This is a genomic window from Thioalkalivibrio sp. ARh3, from assembly GCF_000377265.1.
GTDB lineage: Bacteria > Pseudomonadota > Gammaproteobacteria > Ectothiorhodospirales > Ectothiorhodospiraceae > Thioalkalivibrio > Thioalkalivibrio thiocyanoxidans.
In genome coordinates this window covers 202,044-220,032 of record NZ_KB897947.1, presented here as the reverse complement: position 1 = coordinate 220,032, position 17,989 = coordinate 202,044, and the positions used below count along the sequence as shown (strand labels likewise).

Annotated in this window: 17 protein-coding genes; 13 read left to right on the top strand and 4 right to left on the bottom strand. The window is 66.4% G+C overall.

The window, feature by feature from the left end; genetic code table 11:
* Nucleotides 1–93: 93 nt before the first annotated feature.
* From C995_RS0101025 to ccoS, 10 genes are all read left to right on the top strand, one after another.
* Nucleotides 94–867 (top strand): alpha/beta fold hydrolase, encoded by a 774-nt coding sequence (locus tag C995_RS0101025; RefSeq protein WP_018863158.1) that lies wholly within the window; start codon nt 94–96, stop codon nt 865–867.
* Nucleotides 851–1,723 carry a malonyl-ACP O-methyltransferase BioC gene (bioC, locus tag C995_RS0101020; protein WP_018863157.1) on the top strand — a complete coding sequence of 291 codons (873 nt, stop codon included), beginning with the start codon at nt 851–853 and terminating at the stop codon, nt 1,721–1,723. The genes C995_RS0101025 and bioC overlap by 17 nt, the downstream gene beginning before the upstream one ends.
* Nucleotides 1,724–1,930: 207 nt before the next feature.
* Nucleotides 1,931–3,418 (top strand): cytochrome-c oxidase, cbb3-type subunit I, encoded by a 1,488-nt coding sequence (gene ccoN / locus C995_RS0101015; protein ID WP_018863156.1) that lies wholly within the window; start codon nt 1,931–1,933, stop codon nt 3,416–3,418.
* An 18-nt stretch (nt 3,419–3,436) separates the two neighbouring features.
* Nucleotides 3,437–4,171, top strand: a complete 735-nt coding sequence (ccoO, locus tag C995_RS0101010) for a cytochrome-c oxidase, cbb3-type subunit II (protein ID WP_018863155.1) — start codon at nt 3,437–3,439, stop codon at nt 4,169–4,171.
* A 29-nt stretch (nt 4,172–4,200) separates the two neighbouring features.
* Nucleotides 4,201–4,419, top strand: coding sequence for a cbb3-type cytochrome c oxidase subunit 3 (locus C995_RS0101005; RefSeq protein WP_012981575.1), 219 nt, complete (start codon nt 4,201–4,203; stop codon nt 4,417–4,419).
* Nucleotides 4,416–5,354 (top strand): cytochrome-c oxidase, cbb3-type subunit III, encoded by a 939-nt coding sequence (gene ccoP / locus C995_RS0101000; RefSeq protein ID WP_018863154.1) that lies wholly within the window; start codon nt 4,416–4,418, stop codon nt 5,352–5,354. Before C995_RS0101005 ends, ccoP begins: the two co-directional genes overlap by 4 nt.
* Before the next feature lie 162 nt (nt 5,355–5,516).
* Entirely contained in the window at nt 5,517–6,917 is a 1,401-nt protein-coding gene (gene ccoG / locus C995_RS0100995; protein WP_026278868.1) for a cytochrome c oxidase accessory protein CcoG, read from the top strand.
* Nucleotides 6,918–7,008: 91 nt separating this feature from the next.
* Nucleotides 7,009–7,836 (top strand): FixH family protein, encoded by an 828-nt coding sequence (locus tag C995_RS0100990; protein WP_018863152.1) that lies wholly within the window; start codon nt 7,009–7,011, stop codon nt 7,834–7,836.
* A 16-nt stretch (nt 7,837–7,852) separates the two neighbouring features.
* Complete coding sequence (locus C995_RS0100985) at nt 7,853–10,414, top strand: heavy metal translocating P-type ATPase (RefSeq protein WP_026278867.1); 2,562 nt, start codon at nt 7,853–7,855, stop codon at nt 10,412–10,414.
* Between the two features lie 33 nt (nt 10,415–10,447).
* Entirely contained in the window at nt 10,448–10,657 is a 210-nt protein-coding gene (ccoS, locus tag C995_RS0100980) for a cbb3-type cytochrome oxidase assembly protein CcoS (protein WP_018863150.1), read from the top strand.
* A 299-nt stretch (nt 10,658–10,956) separates the two neighbouring features.
* Here the strand turns inward: ccoS and rpoH are convergent, their stop codons facing one another.
* The 4 genes from rpoH to ftsY form a co-directional block, all read right to left on the bottom strand.
* A complete protein-coding gene (gene rpoH, locus C995_RS0100970) occupies nt 10,957–11,826 on the bottom strand; it encodes an RNA polymerase sigma factor RpoH (RefSeq protein WP_018863148.1) in 870 nt (289 codons plus the stop codon).
* 114 nt (nt 11,827–11,940) lie between these two features.
* On the bottom strand, nt 11,941–12,870 hold the full coding sequence (locus C995_RS0100965) for an ABC transporter permease (protein ID WP_018863147.1): 930 nt from the start codon (nt 12,868–12,870) through the stop codon (nt 11,941–11,943).
* On the bottom strand, nt 12,867–13,538 hold the full coding sequence (gene ftsE / locus C995_RS0100960; protein ID WP_018863146.1) for a cell division ATP-binding protein FtsE: 672 nt from the start codon (nt 13,536–13,538) through the stop codon (nt 12,867–12,869). The genes C995_RS0100965 and ftsE overlap by 4 nt, the downstream gene beginning before the upstream one ends.
* A gap of 5 nt (nt 13,539–13,543) precedes the next feature.
* Nucleotides 13,544–14,587, bottom strand: coding sequence for a signal recognition particle-docking protein FtsY (ftsY, locus tag C995_RS0100955; RefSeq protein WP_018863145.1), 1,044 nt, complete (start codon nt 14,585–14,587; stop codon nt 13,544–13,546).
* 89 nt (nt 14,588–14,676) lie between these two features.
* Between ftsY and C995_RS0100950 the strand changes: the two genes are divergently transcribed.
* The 3 genes from C995_RS0100950 to rsmD are packed head-to-tail and all read left to right on the top strand — an operon-like array spanning nt 14,677 to nt 17,979.
* Nucleotides 14,677–16,065, top strand: coding sequence for a pitrilysin family protein (locus tag C995_RS0100950; protein ID WP_018863144.1), 1,389 nt, complete (start codon nt 14,677–14,679; stop codon nt 16,063–16,065).
* Nucleotides 16,065–17,399 (top strand): pitrilysin family protein, encoded by a 1,335-nt coding sequence (locus C995_RS0100945; RefSeq protein ID WP_018863143.1) that lies wholly within the window; start codon nt 16,065–16,067, stop codon nt 17,397–17,399. The genes C995_RS0100950 and C995_RS0100945 overlap by 1 nt, the downstream gene beginning before the upstream one ends.
* A gap of 37 nt (nt 17,400–17,436) precedes the next feature.
* Nucleotides 17,437–17,979 (top strand): 16S rRNA (guanine(966)-N(2))-methyltransferase RsmD, encoded by a 543-nt coding sequence (gene rsmD / locus C995_RS0100940; protein WP_231362402.1) that lies wholly within the window; start codon nt 17,437–17,439, stop codon nt 17,977–17,979.
* The last annotated feature ends 10 nt before the right edge of the window (nt 17,980–17,989 follow it).

The following is a 17,989-nucleotide window of genomic DNA, read 5'->3' as shown; positions in this document are numbered from 1 at the left end:
TGAAGATTCGGTTGGGTGGGGTGTGGGGCGAACCGGCGCCCATGATACGCAAGCCGGGGCGCTGCGTTCAGGATGGCGGGGGGTTGGCTCGCGATGACGCGCCCGACCCTGGTGCTGCTGCACGGCTGGGGGTTCTCGCCCTCGGTCTGGGCACCGTTGCGCGCCGCGCTGCCCGAGGTCGAGATCCACGCGCCGGCCCTGCCCGGGCACGGGGAACTCGCCGCCGGCGACGCCCTGGGCGATCCTGTGGCCACCTGCGAGGCCATCCGTGCCCAGCTGCCGCCTACGCTTTCACGTCCGGTCTGGGCCGGCTGGTCGCTGGGTGGACTGATCGCGCTGGAACTGGCGCGCAGGATGCCGGATACCCGGGGGCTGATGCTGCTTAATTCCACGCCGCGTTTTGCAGCGGCCCCGGACTGGACGCATGCGCTGCCGGCCGCGGAGCTTGCGGACTTTCAGTTGGCTCTCGACGGACCCCGGCGGCGGCTGCACCGGCGCCTGGCCATGCTCTGCGCCAGGGGGACGCCGGAGGCGGCCTCGCTGGCCGCCGATCTGGTGAGCGAGCTGGAGGGTACCCCGGCGACCGACCAGGGGCTCGCGGCCGGGCTGGCCTGTCTGATGGAGCGCGACCAGCGCGCCTGCTGGCAGTCCAGTCCGGGGCCGGTCGGCGCCTGTCTCGCCGAGGGCGATGCGCTGGTGCCCCCCGCCGTGGCGCAAGACCTGCGCAGGCTGCGCCCGGATGCCCGGCTGGCTGTGCTGCCCGGGGGGCATGCGCAGTGGTGGCAGGACCCGGCGCCCGTGGCGGCCTTTATCAATGAGTTTGTAGCGGCACTGGAGTGGTCGGCGACCCATGACGGAGGTGGATGAATACGCACTGGACAAGGCGCGCGTACGCGAGGCCTTCGGGCGGGCGGCCGCGGGCTACGAGGCGCATGCGGTACTGCAGCGCGAGGTCCAGGGGCGGCTGCTCGAGCGCCTCGATCTGGTCAAGCTGCAGCCGGCCCGCGTGCTGGATCTCGGCTGCGGGACCGGGGAGGCGCTGGACCTCCTGGCGCGGCGCTACCGCAAGGCCGAGCTGACCGGTGTCGATTTTGCCCCGGGCATGGTCGCGGCGGCGCAGCGCCGCGGCCGCTGGTGGCGACGGCCTGTGGTCGCCTGTGCGGATATCGAGGCCCTGCCTCTGCCGGAGGCGCACTACGATCTGGCGGTCTCCAGCGCGGCGCTGCAGTGGTGTTCCAGCCTCGACCAGACCTTTGCCGAGGTGCGGCGCGTGCTGGCGCCAGGGGCGCTGTGGACCTTTTCCACCTTCGGCCCGGATACCCTGCGCGAGCTGCGCGCGGCCTTTGCCCAGGTCGACGGCGGGGGCGCGCAACACGTGAATGCGTTTGTCGATATGCATGACATCGGCGATGCCCTGGTGCGTGCGGGCTTCGCGGACCCCGTGATGGATCAGGAGACCCTGACGCTTACCTATGGCGACTTCGAGACCCTGCTGCGGGATCTGCGCGGGGTAGGGGTGCGCAATGCGCTGGCCGGGCGGGCGCGTGGACTGCTGGGCCCGCGCCGGTTGCAGGCCGTGGCCAGCGCCTATGCGCGGGCGTTCGCGGTCGAGGATCGCCTGCCGGCGACCTGGGAGATCGTGTACGGCCATGCCTGGGTGCCGGACGCCCCGCCGCCTTCGCGACCGCAAGGCCGCGTGATCCCGGTTCGGCCGGTCTCTTGATCCAGATCAAATTGGGATGGCCTGACCCCTCGCAGAACGCGCCCATAAAGATGTATTCTCTCTGGCGCTGAAAGTTCCGCCTGACTTGGGACTATTTCCGAGTGTTACAGGCGGTCTTGGTTTTTTGTGCGTCTGGAATGGGGTAAAGTTCACGCCCCCCGAAACCATCGGGACATCCGTGTTCCCCGCAGCAAGGTGGAAAAAGTCATGTCGCAAGCAGCCACTACGGCGGGTTCCGTACCCGCATCGTCAGTCGCTTCAACCGAGCAGTACAACTACGCGATCGTCAAGCGGTTCGCGATTGCCGCCGTCCTCTGGGGCGTGTTCGGCATGGCCGCGGGGGTCTGGATTGCCTCGCAGCTCGCGTTCCCGTTCCTGAACTTCGATATCGCCCAGATCACCTTCGGCCGTTTCCGTCCGGTGCACACCACCGCGGTCATCTTCGGTTTCGGGGGTAATGCGCTGTTTGCGACGTCGTACTATGTCGTCCAGCGGACCTGTCAGACACGGCTGTACAGTGATTCGCTGTCGAGCTTCACCTTCTACGGGTGGAACCTGGCGCTGATCCTTGGCGTGATTACCTACATGATGGGGATCACCCAGGGCCGCGAGTACGCCGAGTTCAACTGGCAGATCGACATCATCATCCTGGTCGTGTGGGTGGCCTACTTCTGGATCTACCTGCAGACCCTGCTGCGTCGCAACCAGCCGCACATCTATGTGGCGAACTGGTTCTTCATGTCGTTCATCCTGGCGACAGCCTTGCTGCACATCTTCAACAACCTCGAGGTGCCGGTCGGCATCTTCCACTCGCACTCCTACCCGCTGTTCTCCGGGGTGCAGGACGCGATGCGTCAGTGGTGGTACGGCCATAACGCGGTGGGCTTCTTCCTGACCGCGGCCTTCCTCGGGATGATGTACTACTTCGTGCCCAAGCAGGCCGGTCGACCGATCTATTCGTACAAGCTGTCGATCATCCACTTCTGGGCGCTGGTGTTCCTGTACATGTGGGTGGGCGCGCATCACCTGCACTGGACCGCCCTGCCGGACTGGGTCTCCACCCTGGCGGCGACCTTCTCCATCCTGCTGCTGCTGCCCTCCTGGGGTGGCATGATCAACGGGATCATGACCCTGTCGGGGGCCTGGGATAAGCTGCGCACCGACCCGATCATGCTGTTCCTGATCACCGCGCTGTCGTTCTACGGCATGTCGACCTTCGAAGGTCCGATGATGTCGCTGAAGAGCGTGAACGCGCTGTCGCACTACACCGACTGGACCGTCGGCCACGTGCACTCCGGTGCACTGGGCTGGGTGGCGATGATCACCTTCGGTTCGCTGTACCATCTGATCCCGCGTCTGTGGGGGGTCAACCTGTACAGCCTCAAGCTGGTGTATGTGCACTTCTTCCTGGCGACCATCGGGATCGTGCTGTACATCACCGCGATGTGGGTGGCCGGTATCGGTCAGGGCCTGATGCTGCGTGCCTTCGACCAGTACGGGAACCTTGCCTACACCTTCACCGAGTCGGTGGTGTTCCTGCACCGTCCGTATGTGGTGCGTGCCATTGGTGGCGGGTTCTTCCTCGCCGGCATGCTGATCATGGCCTGGAACATCGCCATGACCGTCCGCATGGGCATCAAGTCCGAAGCTCGCGAGCGTGAAGAAGCCCGCGCGGCCGAAGCCCGCACGGCCTGATAGGGAGAGACTAGATCCATGAAGCACGAAAGCGTTGAAACCAATGCCGGCCTGCTGATCATCCTGACGCTCGCGGTGATCAGTGTGGGCGGCCTGGTCGAAATCGTCCCGCTGTTCTACATCGACGACACGATCGAAGAAGTGGACGGCGTGCGCCCCTACACCCCGTTGGAACAGCGCGGGCGAGACATCTTCGTCCGCGAGGGCTGCTACACCTGCCATTCGCAGATGGTGCGTCCGTTCCGTGACGAGATGCTGCGCTACGGCCACTACTCGCTGGCGGCGGAGTCGATGTATGACCATCCCTTCCAGTGGGGCTCCAAGCGAACCGGACCGGATCTGGCGCGTGTGGGGGGCAAGTACTCCAACGAGTGGCAGGTCCAGCACTTGATCGACCCGCAGTCCCTGGTGCCCGAGTCGATCATGCCCGGCTATCCGTGGCTGGCGACCACACCGCTGGACTACTCCGATGTCGCGGCGCGCATGCGTGCCCTGAAGCGAGTGGGCGTGCCGTACTCCATTACCGAAGAGGAGTACGAGGCCAACGTCGAGAAGTTCGGCGAAGAGCACGCGCGGATGTTCGACATCAACAACGCCGAGGAAATGCTGATCGAGCAGGCGCAGGCCGAGAACTTCGACGGCGATTCCTCGTTCATCTCCGAGATGGACGCCATGGTGGCCTACCTGCAGGTGCTCGGCACTATGGTGGACTTTAGCGAATACGACGACGGCCACTTCGCCGAATTCCGCTAGGGAATTCGGCCCGGCCAAGGTTGGGAGAAATGGCAGCAGCCTGGGAATGGATCACGGATCTCGGCAACAGCAAGATGTTCGCGCTGGTGCTGTTCATGAGCACGTTCATCGGAATCGTGATTTACCTGTTCGCCAAGCCGAGCCGGGCCAGGAAGTTCGAGACGTATCGCTACATTCCTCTGGAAGAAGATGATTCGCACCTGGAGCCCACGGCCCGGCGCGACAAAACCGAGAGCGAAAAGCAATGAGCACACAGGACAATCGCGATAAAAACCAGGGCGACAAGAATCAGGTCGAGACCACTGGGCACGTCTGGGACGAGAACCTCCAGGAATACAACAACCCGCTCCCGCGCTGGTGGCTGTGGGGCTTCTACGCCACGGTCGTGTTCGCGCTGGTCTACTGGCTGATCTATCCGGCCTGGCCCATCGGTGACACCTTTACCAAGGGCTTTGCCACCATTACCTACGAGGTCGATGGCGAGGAACGCACCACGCACTGGAATACCCGTGCCCTGCTGGCCCGCGACATGCAGACCGGCGAATACGCGGTGCGTCAGCGCGAGATGCTGGAACAGGTCGCCGCCCAGGACTACGAGACGATCCTGGCCGATGCCGATTCGATGAGCTTCGTGAACGCGTATGCCCAGGGCTCGTTCGGGACCTGGTGCGCGGCGTGTCACCAGGTGGGTGGCGCCGGCGTGATCGGTCAGTACCCGAACCTGCGTAACGACCACTGGAAGTGGGGCGGCACCGTGGATCAGATCGAGCAAACGATCCGCGAGGGTCGCCTGGGCTACATGCCGGGCTATCGCAACACCCTCAGCAGCGACCAGCTCAACGAAGTGGCGGCGTATGTCCTGGCGCTGAACGACTACGATGTCGACGCCGACATGGCGGATGCCGGTGAACGTATCTTCACCGGTATGGAAGGGGGCTGCTTCCAGTGCCACGGCGAGGAAGGGCAGGGACTGGCCTCGCAGGGGGCGCCCAATCTGACCAACAACCTGTGGGGTCTGATTGACGTCCCGGGTGCGGAAAGCGATTCCGAGCGCCTGCGCCTGGTGTCCAATTTTATCCGCGATGGCATTCAGCGCGAGATGCCCGGCTTCGCCGATCGGCTTTCGGATGACGAAATCAAGATGCTGACGGCGTACGTGCATTCGCTGGGTGGTGGTCAGTAAGGATTTGGATCCCGGGGCTCTCTCCACGTAAAGAGTCCCGGGCCGCACTACAGGGCTCGCGCGCGGGTTTCTTGACCGCCGCACCGGGCCCTGCTTCCGTTGGGAAGACATTCCCACGCACATAGTGGTGTGCGCACGCCGGGTTCATGCCCGGGAGGATTCATGGCGCAAGCCCAGCCAATGTACGAGGCCCGCATCCCGATCCATCCGCGATCGGTCAAGGGGCGCTTTCGTAACCTCAAGACCGGGATCCTCTTCCTGGCCTACGGGGTGTTCTTCGGACTCCCGTGGCTGCGCTGGGATCGCGAGTTCGGGCCGAGCCAGGCCGTGCTGTTCGACATCCCGAACCGGCAGTTCTTCCTGTTTGATCTGGTCGTCTACGCGCAGGATATCTTCTGGCTCGCGGGAATCCTTGTCCTGGCGGCCTTGCTGCTGTTCTTTGTGACCGGCGTGCTGGGCCGCGTCTTCTGCGGTTATTTCTGCTTCCAGACGCTGTGGACCGACGTGTTCATGTATCTGGAGCGGAAGATCCAGGGCGAGCGTCCGGCCCGTATCCGCCTGTCCAAGCAACCCTGGAATGCCGAGAAGGTCTTGAAGCTGGGTGCGACGCACCTGTCGTGGCTGCTTGTCGCCTTCGCCACGGCGCTTGGGTTCGTGCTGTACTGGGGGGATGCCCCGACGCTCGTGCGCGATTTCGTCACCGGGGATGCGCGGTTTGCCGCCTATGTGACCGCGGGGCTGCTGACCGCTACGACGTACACCTTCGCCGGGCTGGCGCGCGAGCAAGTTTGTACCTTCATCTGCCCGTATGCCCGTTTCCAGAGCGTGATGTTCGACCGCGACACCCTGATCGTCTCCTACGATCCGAACCGGGGCGAGGGGACGGCCGGGCGGGCGAAGGTCCAGGCCGGACTGAAGACGCGCGAGGAGCGTCAGGCGGCGGGGGTCGGTGACTGCATCGACTGTGGCTACTGCGTTCAGGTCTGTCCCACCGGGATCGACATCCGCGACGGCTTGCAGGTGTCGTGTATCCATTGCGCGCTGTGCATTGATGCCTGCGACACGATCATGGACAAGCAGGGCTGGCCGCGCGGTCTGATCCGTTACTCCTCGGAACGCGAGCTGCAGGGCGAGAAGACCCGCTGGCTGAAGGGCAAGAGCCTGGGTTACGGGGCGGCCATACTGGTGGTCCTCGGGGCGCTCGTGTTCAGCATTATTGAGCGCCCCCCGGTGGACGTGAACGTTAACCAGGTGCGGCAGCCGTTGTTCGTGCAGATGTCCGATGGGCGCGTACAGAACAGCTACGAACTGCGCCTGAATAATGTCTCCCAGGAGGAACTGGACTTCACCCTCGACCTTGAGGGGCTCGAAGGCGCGGAGCTCGACCTGGGGCAGGTTCGCGATATCCAGCTTGAGCCCGGGCAGCGGCTGACGGTGCTGGCGCGCGTGCGCCACGAAGTCGAGGACGGGGCGGATTCACCCATCCGTTTCTACTTCGTGATCAGTGACCGCGAGGGCCGGATTGACCCGGTCGAGGCCGATGCCCGCTTCAGCCATCGCTGAAGCCCCGAAAACCGACAATACGGCTGACGAAACTGGCGCACCGCCAGCCGAGTGATACCCTGCTGCGCCGGAACGAGACGATGAAGACATCATGAGTAACCTTGTCATTTCCCTGGGGCTTGGCAGTGCCGCACTGGCACTGTTGTTCGCGCTGATCTACAAGTTCACGCGCCTTCGCGCCTACCACACCGCTGCGGTCGTGGTGGCGATCATGTTGTTCGTCTTTATCCCGGCCTCGATTCTGACGTGGCAGGGCGCCGACGTGTTCGCGATCCATCTGGCCCTGTACATCATCGTCCCGTACGGGCTCGGGATCATCCTAACGCAGAAGGAGGCGGAGGCCGCGAACGGCGAGAAGGGCAGCTTCCGCTTCCACTGGGCGCCCCTGGTGATCGTTGGCTTCTTCACGATCATTGCCTCAGTTCAGGCCGTGCTGATCACGCTGGCCCATAACGGCATGCCGGAGCGCTATATCGGTACCCTGCTGCCCGAGCCCGAGACACCCGCTGAGCGCGTGACCTCGGCCTTCCCCGGAACCGTCGGCGGCATCCAGGAGCGTGACGAGGCCCTGGCAGTCCACCGCATGTCGCGTCTCCAGGAGCAGCGCGAACTGGGCTGGCAGGTGCGCCAGGGCTGGGTGGAAAGCCCGGTTCAGGGCGAGACCGCCACGTTCCAGGTAGAGGTCCACGACGCCGAGGGGCGCCCGATCTCCGATGCCGATATCAACGGCCTGTTCATGTGGGTCGCCGACGAACGACAAGACCAGGCCTTCCGAATGCAGTCCGTAGGCGAGGGGCTTTATCAGGTTGAGCTCACGCTGCCCGCTCCGGGGCGCTGGGACCTGCGGTTCCACGTCGAGCACGACGGACAGCTTGTGGAGCAGCAGGCGCGTACGCGCGTTCGTGGCGAGTCGAGCTAGGTTTGCGTAACCGCCGGTGAGGGGATCTCGTCCCGTGCCGGAATCGCCCGCTGGAACTGCCGGGGCGGTGGCTGACTGCTTTCATTGCGGCCTTCCGGTACCGGAGGGCGCTCACTATCCGGTCGAGTTCGAAGGGCGCGAACGGCCCACCTGTTGCCCCGGCTGCCAGGCCGTGGCCGGAGCCATCATCGAGCGTGGGCTCGGTGCCTACTATCACCACCGTCCAGCGCCACCGGGTCAGGCGGGCCAGCCACTGGTGCCCGACGAACTGCGCGAACTTGAATTATTCGACACCGAGGCCGTCCAGCGCTCTTTCGTCACCCGTAACGACCCGGCCATGGGGCATGGCGAGGCCCGGCGCGAAGCCGCACTGATTCTCGAGGGGATCACCTGTGCCGCCTGTGTCTGGCTGAACGAGCGACACGTGCAGTCGCTCCCGGGTGTGCTCGAATTCAACATCAACTACTCGACCCACCGCGCCCGCCTGGTCTGGGACCCGGAACGTATTGCCCTGTCCGCGATCCTGAAGGCGATTCGCGATATCGGCTATCACGCCCACCCGTACGACCCGGGCACCCGCGAACAAGCCATTGCCCGCGAACGTGGCCTGGCGCTGCGCCGGATCGGGGTTGCGGCGCTCGGCATGATGCAGGTGATGATGCTGGCGGTTGCCATCTGGCTGGGCGAGGACGATCCCCAGCACGCCGACCTGATGCAGTTCATGCGCTGGGTGGCGGCCGGCCTGACCACTCCGGTGGTCTTCTATTCGGCGATTCCCTTCTACCAGAGCGCCTGGCGTGACCTCCGCCAGAGGCGCCTCGGCATGGATGTCCCGGTCAGTCTGGCGATTATCGTGACCTACGTGGCGAGTCTCTACGCGGTCTTTCTCGGAACGGGCGAGCATGTGTATTTCGAGTCCGTGGTCATGTTTGTGTTCTTCCTGCTCACCAGCCGCTACCTCGAATTGATCGCGCGTCAGCACGCGAGTCAGGAGATCGATCGTCTGGACCGACTTGTGCCGGCCCTGGCGCATCGTCTGGATGGCGACGGCCACGAGGCGCCCGTCGCCCTTGGCGAGCTCGTCCCCGGCGACCGTGTGCGGGTCCGTCCCGGAGAATCGGTCCCCGCTGATGGCGTGGTCGTCCAGGGGCGCTCCACCATCAATCGCGCCCTGCTTACCGGCGAACCGGATCCCGATCCGGTCGCCAGCGGCGACGAAGTCGTGGGCGGTACCGTCAACGTGGATGGCCCGCTGGTGGTGCAGGTCCGTCGCGTCGGTGCCGAAACCACTCTGGCCGCGATCCAGCGCCTGCTCGATCGTGCCCAGAGCGAGAAACCCCGCATCGCCCGCCTCGCAGAGACGGGCACCGGGTGGTTTGTCGCAGCCGTCCTGATCCTGACTGCCTTGGCGGGTCTGGTCTGGTATGCGTGGATCGACCCGAGCCGGGCCTTGTGGGTGATGGTCGCCATGCTGGTCGCCACCTGCCCCTGTGCGCTGGCGCTCGCAACGCCGGTTGCCCTGACGGCGACCACGGGTACGCTCTCGCGTCTCGGACTCCTGGTCACACGCGGGCGCACCCTGGAGGCCCTCGCCCGCGTTGATACCGTCTGCCTCGACAAGACCGGAACCCTGACCGAGGGCCGCCCGCGCCTGGTCGCCCAGCAGGATCATGCCGCGCCACCCGCGGGTCAGGACTGGCGTGCCTGGGCAGCGGCACTGGAGGCCCATTCCGAGCACCCGCTGTCCCGGGCTTTCCGCGAAGCCGTTCCTGCCCCTGGTGTGGAGGCGCAGGACGTACACAACGAGCCGGGAAGCGGTTTGTCCGGGCGCATTGACGGGCACGAGGTGGCGATTGGGGGGCGTGCGATGCTGTCTGGCGCGGAACCCCCTGATGCACAGGCCCCTGTGGACCGCCCGTTCGCATCCCCGGTCTGGCTGGTGGTGGACGGCCAGCCGGTCGCTACCTTCTGGCTCGCTGACACACCGCGGCCCGAGGCGGCCGAGACTGTTGCGACACTGCGCGCCCGCGGGCTCGAGGTGGTCCTGCTGACCGGGGACCGGCCGGAGGCGGGGCAGCGCTTCGCCGAACACCTGGGGATCGAGCGTGTCCATGGCGGCCTGACGCCGGAGGACAAACTGCGCCACGTGCGCGAACTCCAGGCCCGGGGCCGGACGGTGCTGATGGCTGGGGAGGGGATCAACGACGCACCGGTGCTCGCGGGGGCCGATGTCTCGCTGGCCATGGGGGGCGGCACCCGACTGGCGCAGACGCAGGCCGATCTCGTGCTGACCTCGGATCGCCTGGATCGGCTCCCGGAGGCGCTGGACCAGGCCCGCCGAACCACCCGGATCGTGCGCCAGAATATCGCCTGGGCTATCGGCTACAACGTAGTGGCCTTGCCGTTCGCCGCTTCCGGCCTCCTCACTCCCTGGCTGGCGGCATTGGGGATGTCCATGAGCTCGCTGCTGGTCGTGGGGAATGCCCTGCGCCTGCGTCCAGGGCGCGACCGGGTCGCTGTGCCGCCCGAGCGCGCGAGCCGTGCAGCCAGCACGGTTTCGGCCGCTCCCCCGGGTTGAGCCAGGGATTCGCGTTTCCTTAGACTGTCCACTATGACGATCCTTTACCTGCTGATTCCGCTGGCGATGCTGTTCGCACTGGTCGTGGGCCTGGTCCTGTTCTGGGCGATCCGGTCGGGTCAGTACGAGGATCTGGAGGGGCCGGCCCACCGCATCCTGATGGATGACGATGATCCGCGCATTCCGACCCCGGATAACGACAACGAGCACGAATCCGGCGCGCGCCGGGATCGGGAAGACTGAGCAGAGCGATCCGGAAACTTGCGCGCCCCTGGCGCTCCGGCGTACCCTTTGCGCATACGAATTCGAACCGTTTCAGGGGATTGCGCCATGCGTGACTGGTTTACCTTCGAGAATTTCCCGCTGACCTTCACGGCCGGCCTGATCATCTTCTCCTGGCTGAGCTTCTTCTCGGTCATCCTGTTCGGCGGCTGAGCCGGGGGTTTCCGGGCGCCGCCTGAGCGGCGCAGGCAGCCATGAAAAAGGCCCCGATCGCGCAAGCGGTCGGGGCCTTTTTCGTTGGGCGTTGCCGACGCGGTGCGTCAGTCGGCGAAGGCCGCGCGAATACGCTTGATCGCGCTGTTCTCGATCTGGCGGATGCGCTCGGCGGAGACGCCGTATTCTGACGCCAGTTCGTGCAGCGTGGCCTTGGGTTCGCTCATGTAGCGCCGCGCCAGGATGTCGCGCGAACGGTCGTCCAGCTCGCCCAGCGTGGTGGCCAGCTGTTCCTGATAATGGCGGTCCCAGTCCTCGTCTTCGGCCATCTGCGCCGGGTCGTCGCTCATGTCTTCCAGGCTCAGGCGCTGGGCCGGGGCCAGGTAGGTCTGCTCGTCGTCACTCTCGGGCACGGGATCAAAGCTCGCATCCTGGCTGGACAGGCGCCGCTCCATCTCCCAGACATCTTTCTCGGATACCCCGAGGTCCCGGGCGACGGCCGAGACCTCGTCGTTCGACATCCAGCCGAGGCGTTGCTTGGCGCTGCGCAGGTTGAAGAACAGCTTGCGCTGGGCCTTGGTCGTCGCCACCTTCACGATCCGCCAGTTGCGCAGGATGAACTCGTGGATCTCCGCGCGAATCCAGTGCACCGCAAACGAGACCAGGCGCACCCCCTGGTTCGGGTCGAAGCGCCGCACGGCCTTCATCAGGCCGACATTGCCCTCCTGGATCAGGTCGCCCAGGGGCAGGCCGTAGCCCTGGTAGCCGCGGGCCACATGCACGACAAAGCGCAGGTTGTGCAGGATCAGCTGGCGCGCCGCGTCCAGGTCGTTGCGTTCATGCAGCGACCGCGCGAGCTCGCGCTCGTGTTCCGGGTCCAGTACCTCGATCCGGCTGACCGCCTGCATGTAATGGTCCAGGTTCCCGACGGGAACGGGCAGGTCTGCATGCACGGTTGCCAGGGCCTTGCTGCTCATCGTGATGGATGCCTCCTGAGAATAAAGTTAGAGATTAGCACTCATGCAAATAGAGTGCTAAACCCGGCGAAAGTTCCGGGAGTTCCACCCCCTTCACCCGGTATCCCGCCGGCCTCAGGGGGCATCGCGCAGGGCATGGCCGCTGCCCAGTCGCGCGCCCAGCCAGCCCAATATCAGGCCTGCCAGGATCAGGCCCAGAAGATCCCCGGCATGCGGCAGGCGCAGGGTGAACTCCAGGTCGAAGGCGGCGGCGGCCTCGGTTAGCGGTTCGCGGCTCAGCGCGACCCCCGCCAGTAGCAGAATCACGCTGAAGACGCCCCCGCCAAACCCGGTCAGCACGCCCCCGTACAGCGACGGGCGGCGCAGAAATCGGTGGGTGGCGCCGCTGATGCGCGAGATCGCGATCTCCTCCTGGCGTTCGCGCAGCTCGGAGGCGGTGGCGAGCGCCAGGATCAGCACCGCCCCGAGGCCCAGCAGCGCGGCGACTACGGACAGGATGCGCAGGCCCAGCTCGTGCAGGCTGTTGAGCTGGCGTACCCACTCGTCGTCGGCGACCAGCCCGGCCTCGGGCGCCAGCGCCCGCAGGTCTTCGCGCAGTGCGGCCACCGTGTGGGGCTGCGTGCTCGCGGGTACGACGTCGATTACGTCCGGCAGCGGGTTGTCCTCCAGCCAGTCCAGTAGCTCCGGGTCTGGCAGGCTGTCGCGGTACGTGGTGAGTGCGGTGTCGGCGTCGATGCGCTCCCAGCGTGCAACGCGCTCGTCGTCGTCCAGCGCATCCTCGAGCCGCCCGGCGGTCTCTTCGTCGACATGATCGAGATAGAGCGCGATGCGCGGATCGTGGTCGATATGCGCCGACAGGGCGCGCGCATTGTCCAGCAGTACCCAGAGATACGCGGGGAGCGCGAGGATGAAGCCCAGTACCGCGATGGTGATCAGACTCAGGATCGGTGCCTGCAGGCGTCGGCCAAGACTGCGTCGGGCGGCATCGCGGTGGCTGTCCAGCCAGGCGGGCAGGGCATCGATCAGGCGGCGCCCGGGTCTCATGCGCTGGCCCCGCCGCGGGCCTCGATGCGGCCGTTTTCCAGGTGCAGCACCGGTTTGCCCATGCGGCCGATCAGTTCCTGGTCATGGCTGGCAATCAGGGCGGTCATGCCCACGCGGTTGAAGTCGTCGAACAGCGCGAGGATCTCCTGCGACAGGGCCGGGTCCAGGTTGCCGGTCGGTTCGTCTGCGAGCAGCAGCACGGGGCGGTGCACGATGGCCCGGGCGATGCCGACACGCTGCTGCTCCCCGGCCGAGAGCGTGCGCGGATTGGCTGTCTCCTTGTGCAGCAGCCCGACCTTGTCCAGCGCCGCGCGCACCCGCTTGCGCATCTCCGGGCGGCGGTAGGCCAGGATCTCCAGGGGCAGGGCGACGTTATCGAACACGGGGCGGTCGAACAGCAGGCGGTGGTCCTGAAAGACCAGCCCGATGCTGCGGCGAAAACGCGGGATGGCGCGCGCGGACAGGCGGTCCAGTTCGTGCCCGTTCACGCGGATGCGGCCGCGGGTGGGCCGTTCCAGTCCGGCAATCAGGCGCAGCAGGGTGCTCTTGCCGGCCCCGGACGGGCCGGTGACAAAGGCCATGGCGCCGGCATCCACGCGCAGGCTGACACTGGACAGCGCATCGGACGCGCTGCCAAAGCGCTTGGTTACGCGCTGCAACTGGATCATGCCGGCTAGTTTTCCTCGCGACCCAGCAGCGCCCGCACGAACGCGCGGGCATCGAAGCGCTGGAGGTCCTCGGCCTTCTCGCCCACGCCGATAAAGCGCACGGGTACCCCCAGTTGCTCCGCCAGCGCGAACAGGACGCCGCCCTTGGCGGTCCCGTCCAGCTTGGTGACCACGATCCCGGTCAGCCCCAGGGCCTCGTGGAACTGCCGTGCCTGGCTCAGCGCGTTCTGCCCGGTGCCGCCATCGACCACCAGCAGTACTTCATCCGGGGCGTTTTCGTCCAGCCGGCCCATCACGCGCTTCACCTTGCGCACCTCGTCCATCAGGTTGGTCTGGGTGTGCAGGCGCCCGGCGGTATCGGCGATCAGGATATCGGTGCTGCGCGCCTGGGCGGCCTGGAGGCCGTCGTAGACCACGGAGGCCGAGTCGGCCCCGGTCCCCTGGGCGATGACCGCGACGCCATTGCGATCCCCCCAGGTTTGCAGCTGTTCCACGGCGGCCGCGCGGAAGGTATCCCCCGCGGCCAGCAGCACCGAGCGGCCCTCGGCCTGGAAGCGGTGCGCCAGCTTGCCGATGGTGGTGGTCTTTCCGGCGCCGTTGATGCCGACCACCAGGATCGAAAACGGCCGCTCGGCCTGCGGGATCTCCAGCGGCCGCGAGACCGGCTCCAGGATCTCCACCATCGCGGTCTCCAGCGCGTCCATCAGGGCGTCGGCGTCGTCCAGTTCGCGCCGTTTTACCTCGCGGGTGATACGATCCATGATCCGCTGGGTCGCATCCAGGCCGACATCGGCCAGGAGCAGGCGCTCTTCCAGTTCCTCGAACAGCTCGTCGTCGATCTTGCGCCGGAACAGGCTCTTGAGGTCGCCGCCGAGCGCCTGACCGGTCTTGGCCAGGCCCTGGCGCAGGCGCTGGAACCAGCCGCCTCGGGCCGGTTGCGCGTCGGGTTCCGGCTCGGGGGCCGCTGCGGATTCCGGCGGGGCCTCCGGCTGGGGTTCGGGGCGGGGCGTGGCGGATTCTTCGGATTTCTTCTTGCGGAAACCGAACATGTTTCAGGAGGTCCAGTAGAAAGTGTTCATGCTAGCACGGGGATCGTATTGCAATGCGTAGAGCAGTGCTCGGAAGTCTCGTTGGATGGATGGTGGTCTGGCTGCTCGGTGCCAGTGTCGTGGCCGGGGAGCTGGAGATCGAATCGGATGTGGTGGAGGCCACGCTGGACAACGGTCTGACCGTGCTGGTGCTGGAGGACCGGCGCGCACCCGTGGTGGCCAACATGGTCTGGTATCGCGTGGGATCCGCTGATGAACACAGCGGTATCACCGGTGTCTCGCACATGCTGGAACACATGATGTTTCGCGGCTCGGAGAAGTACGAGCCGGGCGAGTTCTCGCGTGTCGTCGCGCGTATGGGTGGTCGCGAGAACGCGTTTACGGGGCGTGACTATACTGGCTACCACCAGGTGATCGGGGCCGACCACTGGGAGACCGTGATGGCCATGGAGGCCGAGCGCATGCAGCACCTGCGGCTGCAGGAGGACGAGTTCCGTCCGGAGCTGCGGGTGGTGCAGGAAGAGAGGCGCCTGCGCGTGGAGGATCAGCCGAACGCCCTGCTGCGCGAGCAGCTGATGGCCACGGCCTTTTTCAACCACCCGTACGGTCAGCCCGTGATCGGCTGGATGACCGACATCGAGTCCTACACCCTGGAAGATCTCCAGGACTGGTACGACCGCTACTACCACCCCAGCAACGCAGTGGTCGTGGTCGTGGGCGATGTCGACGCCGACGAGGTGGTTGCGGCCGCGGAGAAGCACTTTGGCGCCATCCCCGGCGGTAATGTGCCGGAGGCCAAGCCGCGCCGGGAGACCCCGCAGACGGGGGAACGCCGGATTACCGTGCAGGCCCCGGCCCAGGTCCCGTTTCTGATGATGGGCTGGAAGACCCCGGTGCTGAACACGCTGGACTCGCATGAGGACGCCTACGCCCTGCTGGTGGCTGCCGGGATCCTGGATTCGGGCGAGGCCTCGCGCTTTGCGCGCGAACTGGTCCGGGGGCAGGAGCTGGCGAGCGCCACTTCGGCACGCTACAGCCCGTTCGCGCGGCTGGACGACCTGTTCATGGTTGCCGCCGTGCCGACCTCGAACACGGATATCGAGACCCTGGAGCAGGCGCTTCTGGACGAGATCGATCGCCTGGCTGACGAGCCCGTGGATGATCGCGAACTGGAGCGCGTGCAGGCGAGGGTGATTGCCTCGGAGGTCTACGAGCGTGACTCGGTGCGGGCACAGGCCTTCCAGCTGGGTATGCTCGAGACCGTCGGTGTGGGCTGGCGGGAGAACGATCGTTTCCTGGAGCGGGTGCGCGAGGTGACGGCCGAGGACGTCCAGCGCGTGGTGCGCGAGTACCTGGTGCCCGAGCGGCTTACGGTCGGGGTCCTCGACCCGCAGCCGATGGATGACGAGGAGGCCCCGGCACCCGGGGCCTATGGTGCCCCGGACCTCGATGGTGGCTATCCGGAGGGGGATCACTAATGCTGCACGCAATCAAGAAACTATCGCGCCGGTCTCTGTTCGCGGGACTGGCCCTGGTGCCGTTGACCTTGCTGACGATCCCGGTACAGGCGGTGGAGGTCGACCGCTGGGAAACCGACGAGGGGTTGCGGGTCCTGTATGTCGAGGCGCCCGATCTGCCGATGGTGGACTTGCGCCTGACCTTTGATGGCGGTGCGGCACGGGATGGCGATCTGCCGGGGTTGGCCATGATGACCTCCCGCAGTCTGCGCCACGGCACCGAGGACATGGATGCCTCCGAGCTGGCCGAGCGCTTCGAGTCGGTTGGCGCGCGCTTCAGCACCAGTTCCCTGCGCGACATGGCGATCGTCAGCCTGCGCACGCTGACCGAACCGGACTGGATGGAGACGGCGGTCGGCACGCTGGCCGATGCGCTGTCCGCCCCCGCCTTCCCCGAGGCCGATTTCGAGCGCAGCCGCCGCCAGGCCCTGCAGTCCCTCCAGCGCGAGCGCCAGGAACCTGCGGCAGTGGCCAGCCGACGCTTCTACGAGCTGATGTACGAGGGCCACCCGTATGCCAGCTGGCCGGGTGGCGAGGTCGATTCGCTGGAGGCGATGACGCGCGACGACGCGCGGGCCTTCTTCGAGCACCACTACGCGGCGGGCAACGGCTCGCTGGCGATCACCGGTGGTGTGAGCCGCGAGCAGGCCGAGGCACTGGCCGACCGGATCTCCGCCGCGCTGCCCGCTGGTGGGGCGGTGGATCCACTGCCACCGGTACCCATGCGCGAGGAGCCGGTGGAGGAGCGGATCGCATTCCCGTCCGAACAGGCGCATATCTTCATGGGGGCTCCGGCCCTGAGCCGCGGTGACGAGGCCCATTTCGCGCTGACGCTGGCCAACCATGCCCTGGGCGGAGGCGGTTTCACGTCGCGGCTGTTCCAGGAGGTGCGCAGTGCCCGCGGCCTTGCCTACTCCGTGCACAGCCGTTTCCAGCCGATGGCGGTCGAAGGCCCCTTCATGATCAATATGCAGACCGGTGTACATCAGGCCGATGAAGCCGCCGAGGTCCTGCGCGAACAGGTGCTGCGCTGGCATGCCAACGGCGTGGAGCCCGAAGAGATGGAGGCCTCGCGCGAGAACGTGATCAACTCGTTCCCGTTGTCGCTGGCGTCCAACAGCGACATCGTCGGTCTGCTGGGCATGATGGGCTTCTACGGCCTGGCCGATGACTACCTGGAACGCTATGTCGAGCGCATGCAGGCGGTGGAACTGGAGACGATGAATGCGCAGCTGGCCGAGCGTCTCAACCCCGAAGCCCTGGTGACGGTCATCGTTGGTGGCCAGGAAGACTAGGCGAGGTCCGCCGGGGCGCAGCGCGCGCATCCGCATTATTGGCGGGGCCTGGCGCCGGCAGTGGCTGCCGGTGCCGTCCGTCGGTGGCCTGCGCCCGACCGCGGATGCCCAGCGCGAGACCCTGTTCAACTGGCTGCAGCCGCAACTCCCGGGGGCGCGGGTGCTGGATCTTTATGCCGGGACGGGTGCCTTGGGGTTCGAGGCGGCTTCGCGGGGAGCCCGGGAGGTCTGGCTGGTCGAGCGTGACGCGCGCGCGGCGTCTCAGCTCGAGGCCAACCGGGAGCGGCTCGGTGCCGTTCAGGTGCATGTCCGGCGCGACGACGTAGCCCGCCTGTTAAGCCAGCCGCCCGAAGGCGGCCCCTTTGATCTCGTGTTTCTCGATCCCCCCTTTGGGCAGGAGCGTGTGACGCCGGCACTGGCGGCCCTGGTCGCGCAGGGCTGGCTGGCCCCCGGTGCGCGCGTCTATGCGGAGCTGGAATCGGACCTCGATCCGGCGCTCGTGGCCGGCCCCGGCTGGGACATCGAGCGCGAACGGGTGGGCGGACAGGCCCGAGGCCTTCTCCTGACGCGAAGTGCGTGAGAAGGGGCGC

Bases quoted from the DNA above. Each gene is read 5' to 3' on its own strand.
- ccoG (WP_026278868.1), top strand. From the start codon at position 5,517: ATGGCGCAAGCCCAGCCAATGTACGAGGCCCGCATCCCGATCCATCCG.
- C995_RS0100950 (WP_018863144.1), top strand. From the start codon at position 14,677: ATGGTGGTCTGGCTGCTCGGTGCCAGTGTCGTGGCCGGGGAGCTGGAG.
- ccoP (WP_018863154.1), top strand. From the start codon at position 4,416: ATGAGCACACAGGACAATCGCGATAAAAACCAGGGCGACAAGAATCAG.
- ccoO (WP_018863155.1), top strand. From the start codon at position 3,437: ATGAAGCACGAAAGCGTTGAAACCAATGCCGGCCTGCTGATCATCCTG.
- ccoS (WP_018863150.1), top strand. From the start codon at position 10,448: ATGACGATCCTTTACCTGCTGATTCCGCTGGCGATGCTGTTCGCACTG.
- C995_RS0101005 (WP_012981575.1), top strand. From the start codon at position 4,201: ATGGCAGCAGCCTGGGAATGGATCACGGATCTCGGCAACAGCAAGATG.
- ftsY (WP_018863145.1), bottom strand. From the start codon at position 14,587: ATGTTCGGTTTCCGCAAGAAGAAATCCGAAGAATCCGCCACGCCCCGC.
- bioC (WP_018863157.1), top strand. From the start codon at position 851: ATGACGGAGGTGGATGAATACGCACTGGACAAGGCGCGCGTACGCGAG.
- ccoN (WP_018863156.1), top strand. From the start codon at position 1,931: ATGTCGCAAGCAGCCACTACGGCGGGTTCCGTACCCGCATCGTCAGTC.
- C995_RS0101025 (WP_018863158.1), top strand. From the start codon at position 94: ATGACGCGCCCGACCCTGGTGCTGCTGCACGGCTGGGGGTTCTCGCCC.
- ftsE (WP_018863146.1), bottom strand. From the start codon at position 13,538: ATGATCCAGTTGCAGCGCGTAACCAAGCGCTTTGGCAGCGCGTCCGAT.
- C995_RS0100990 (WP_018863152.1), top strand. From the start codon at position 7,009: ATGAGTAACCTTGTCATTTCCCTGGGGCTTGGCAGTGCCGCACTGGCA.
- rpoH (WP_018863148.1), bottom strand. From the start codon at position 11,826: ATGAGCAGCAAGGCCCTGGCAACCGTGCATGCAGACCTGCCCGTTCCC.
- C995_RS0100945 (WP_018863143.1), top strand. From the start codon at position 16,065: ATGCTGCACGCAATCAAGAAACTATCGCGCCGGTCTCTGTTCGCGGGA.
- C995_RS0100965 (WP_018863147.1), bottom strand. From the start codon at position 12,870: ATGAGACCCGGGCGCCGCCTGATCGATGCCCTGCCCGCCTGGCTGGAC.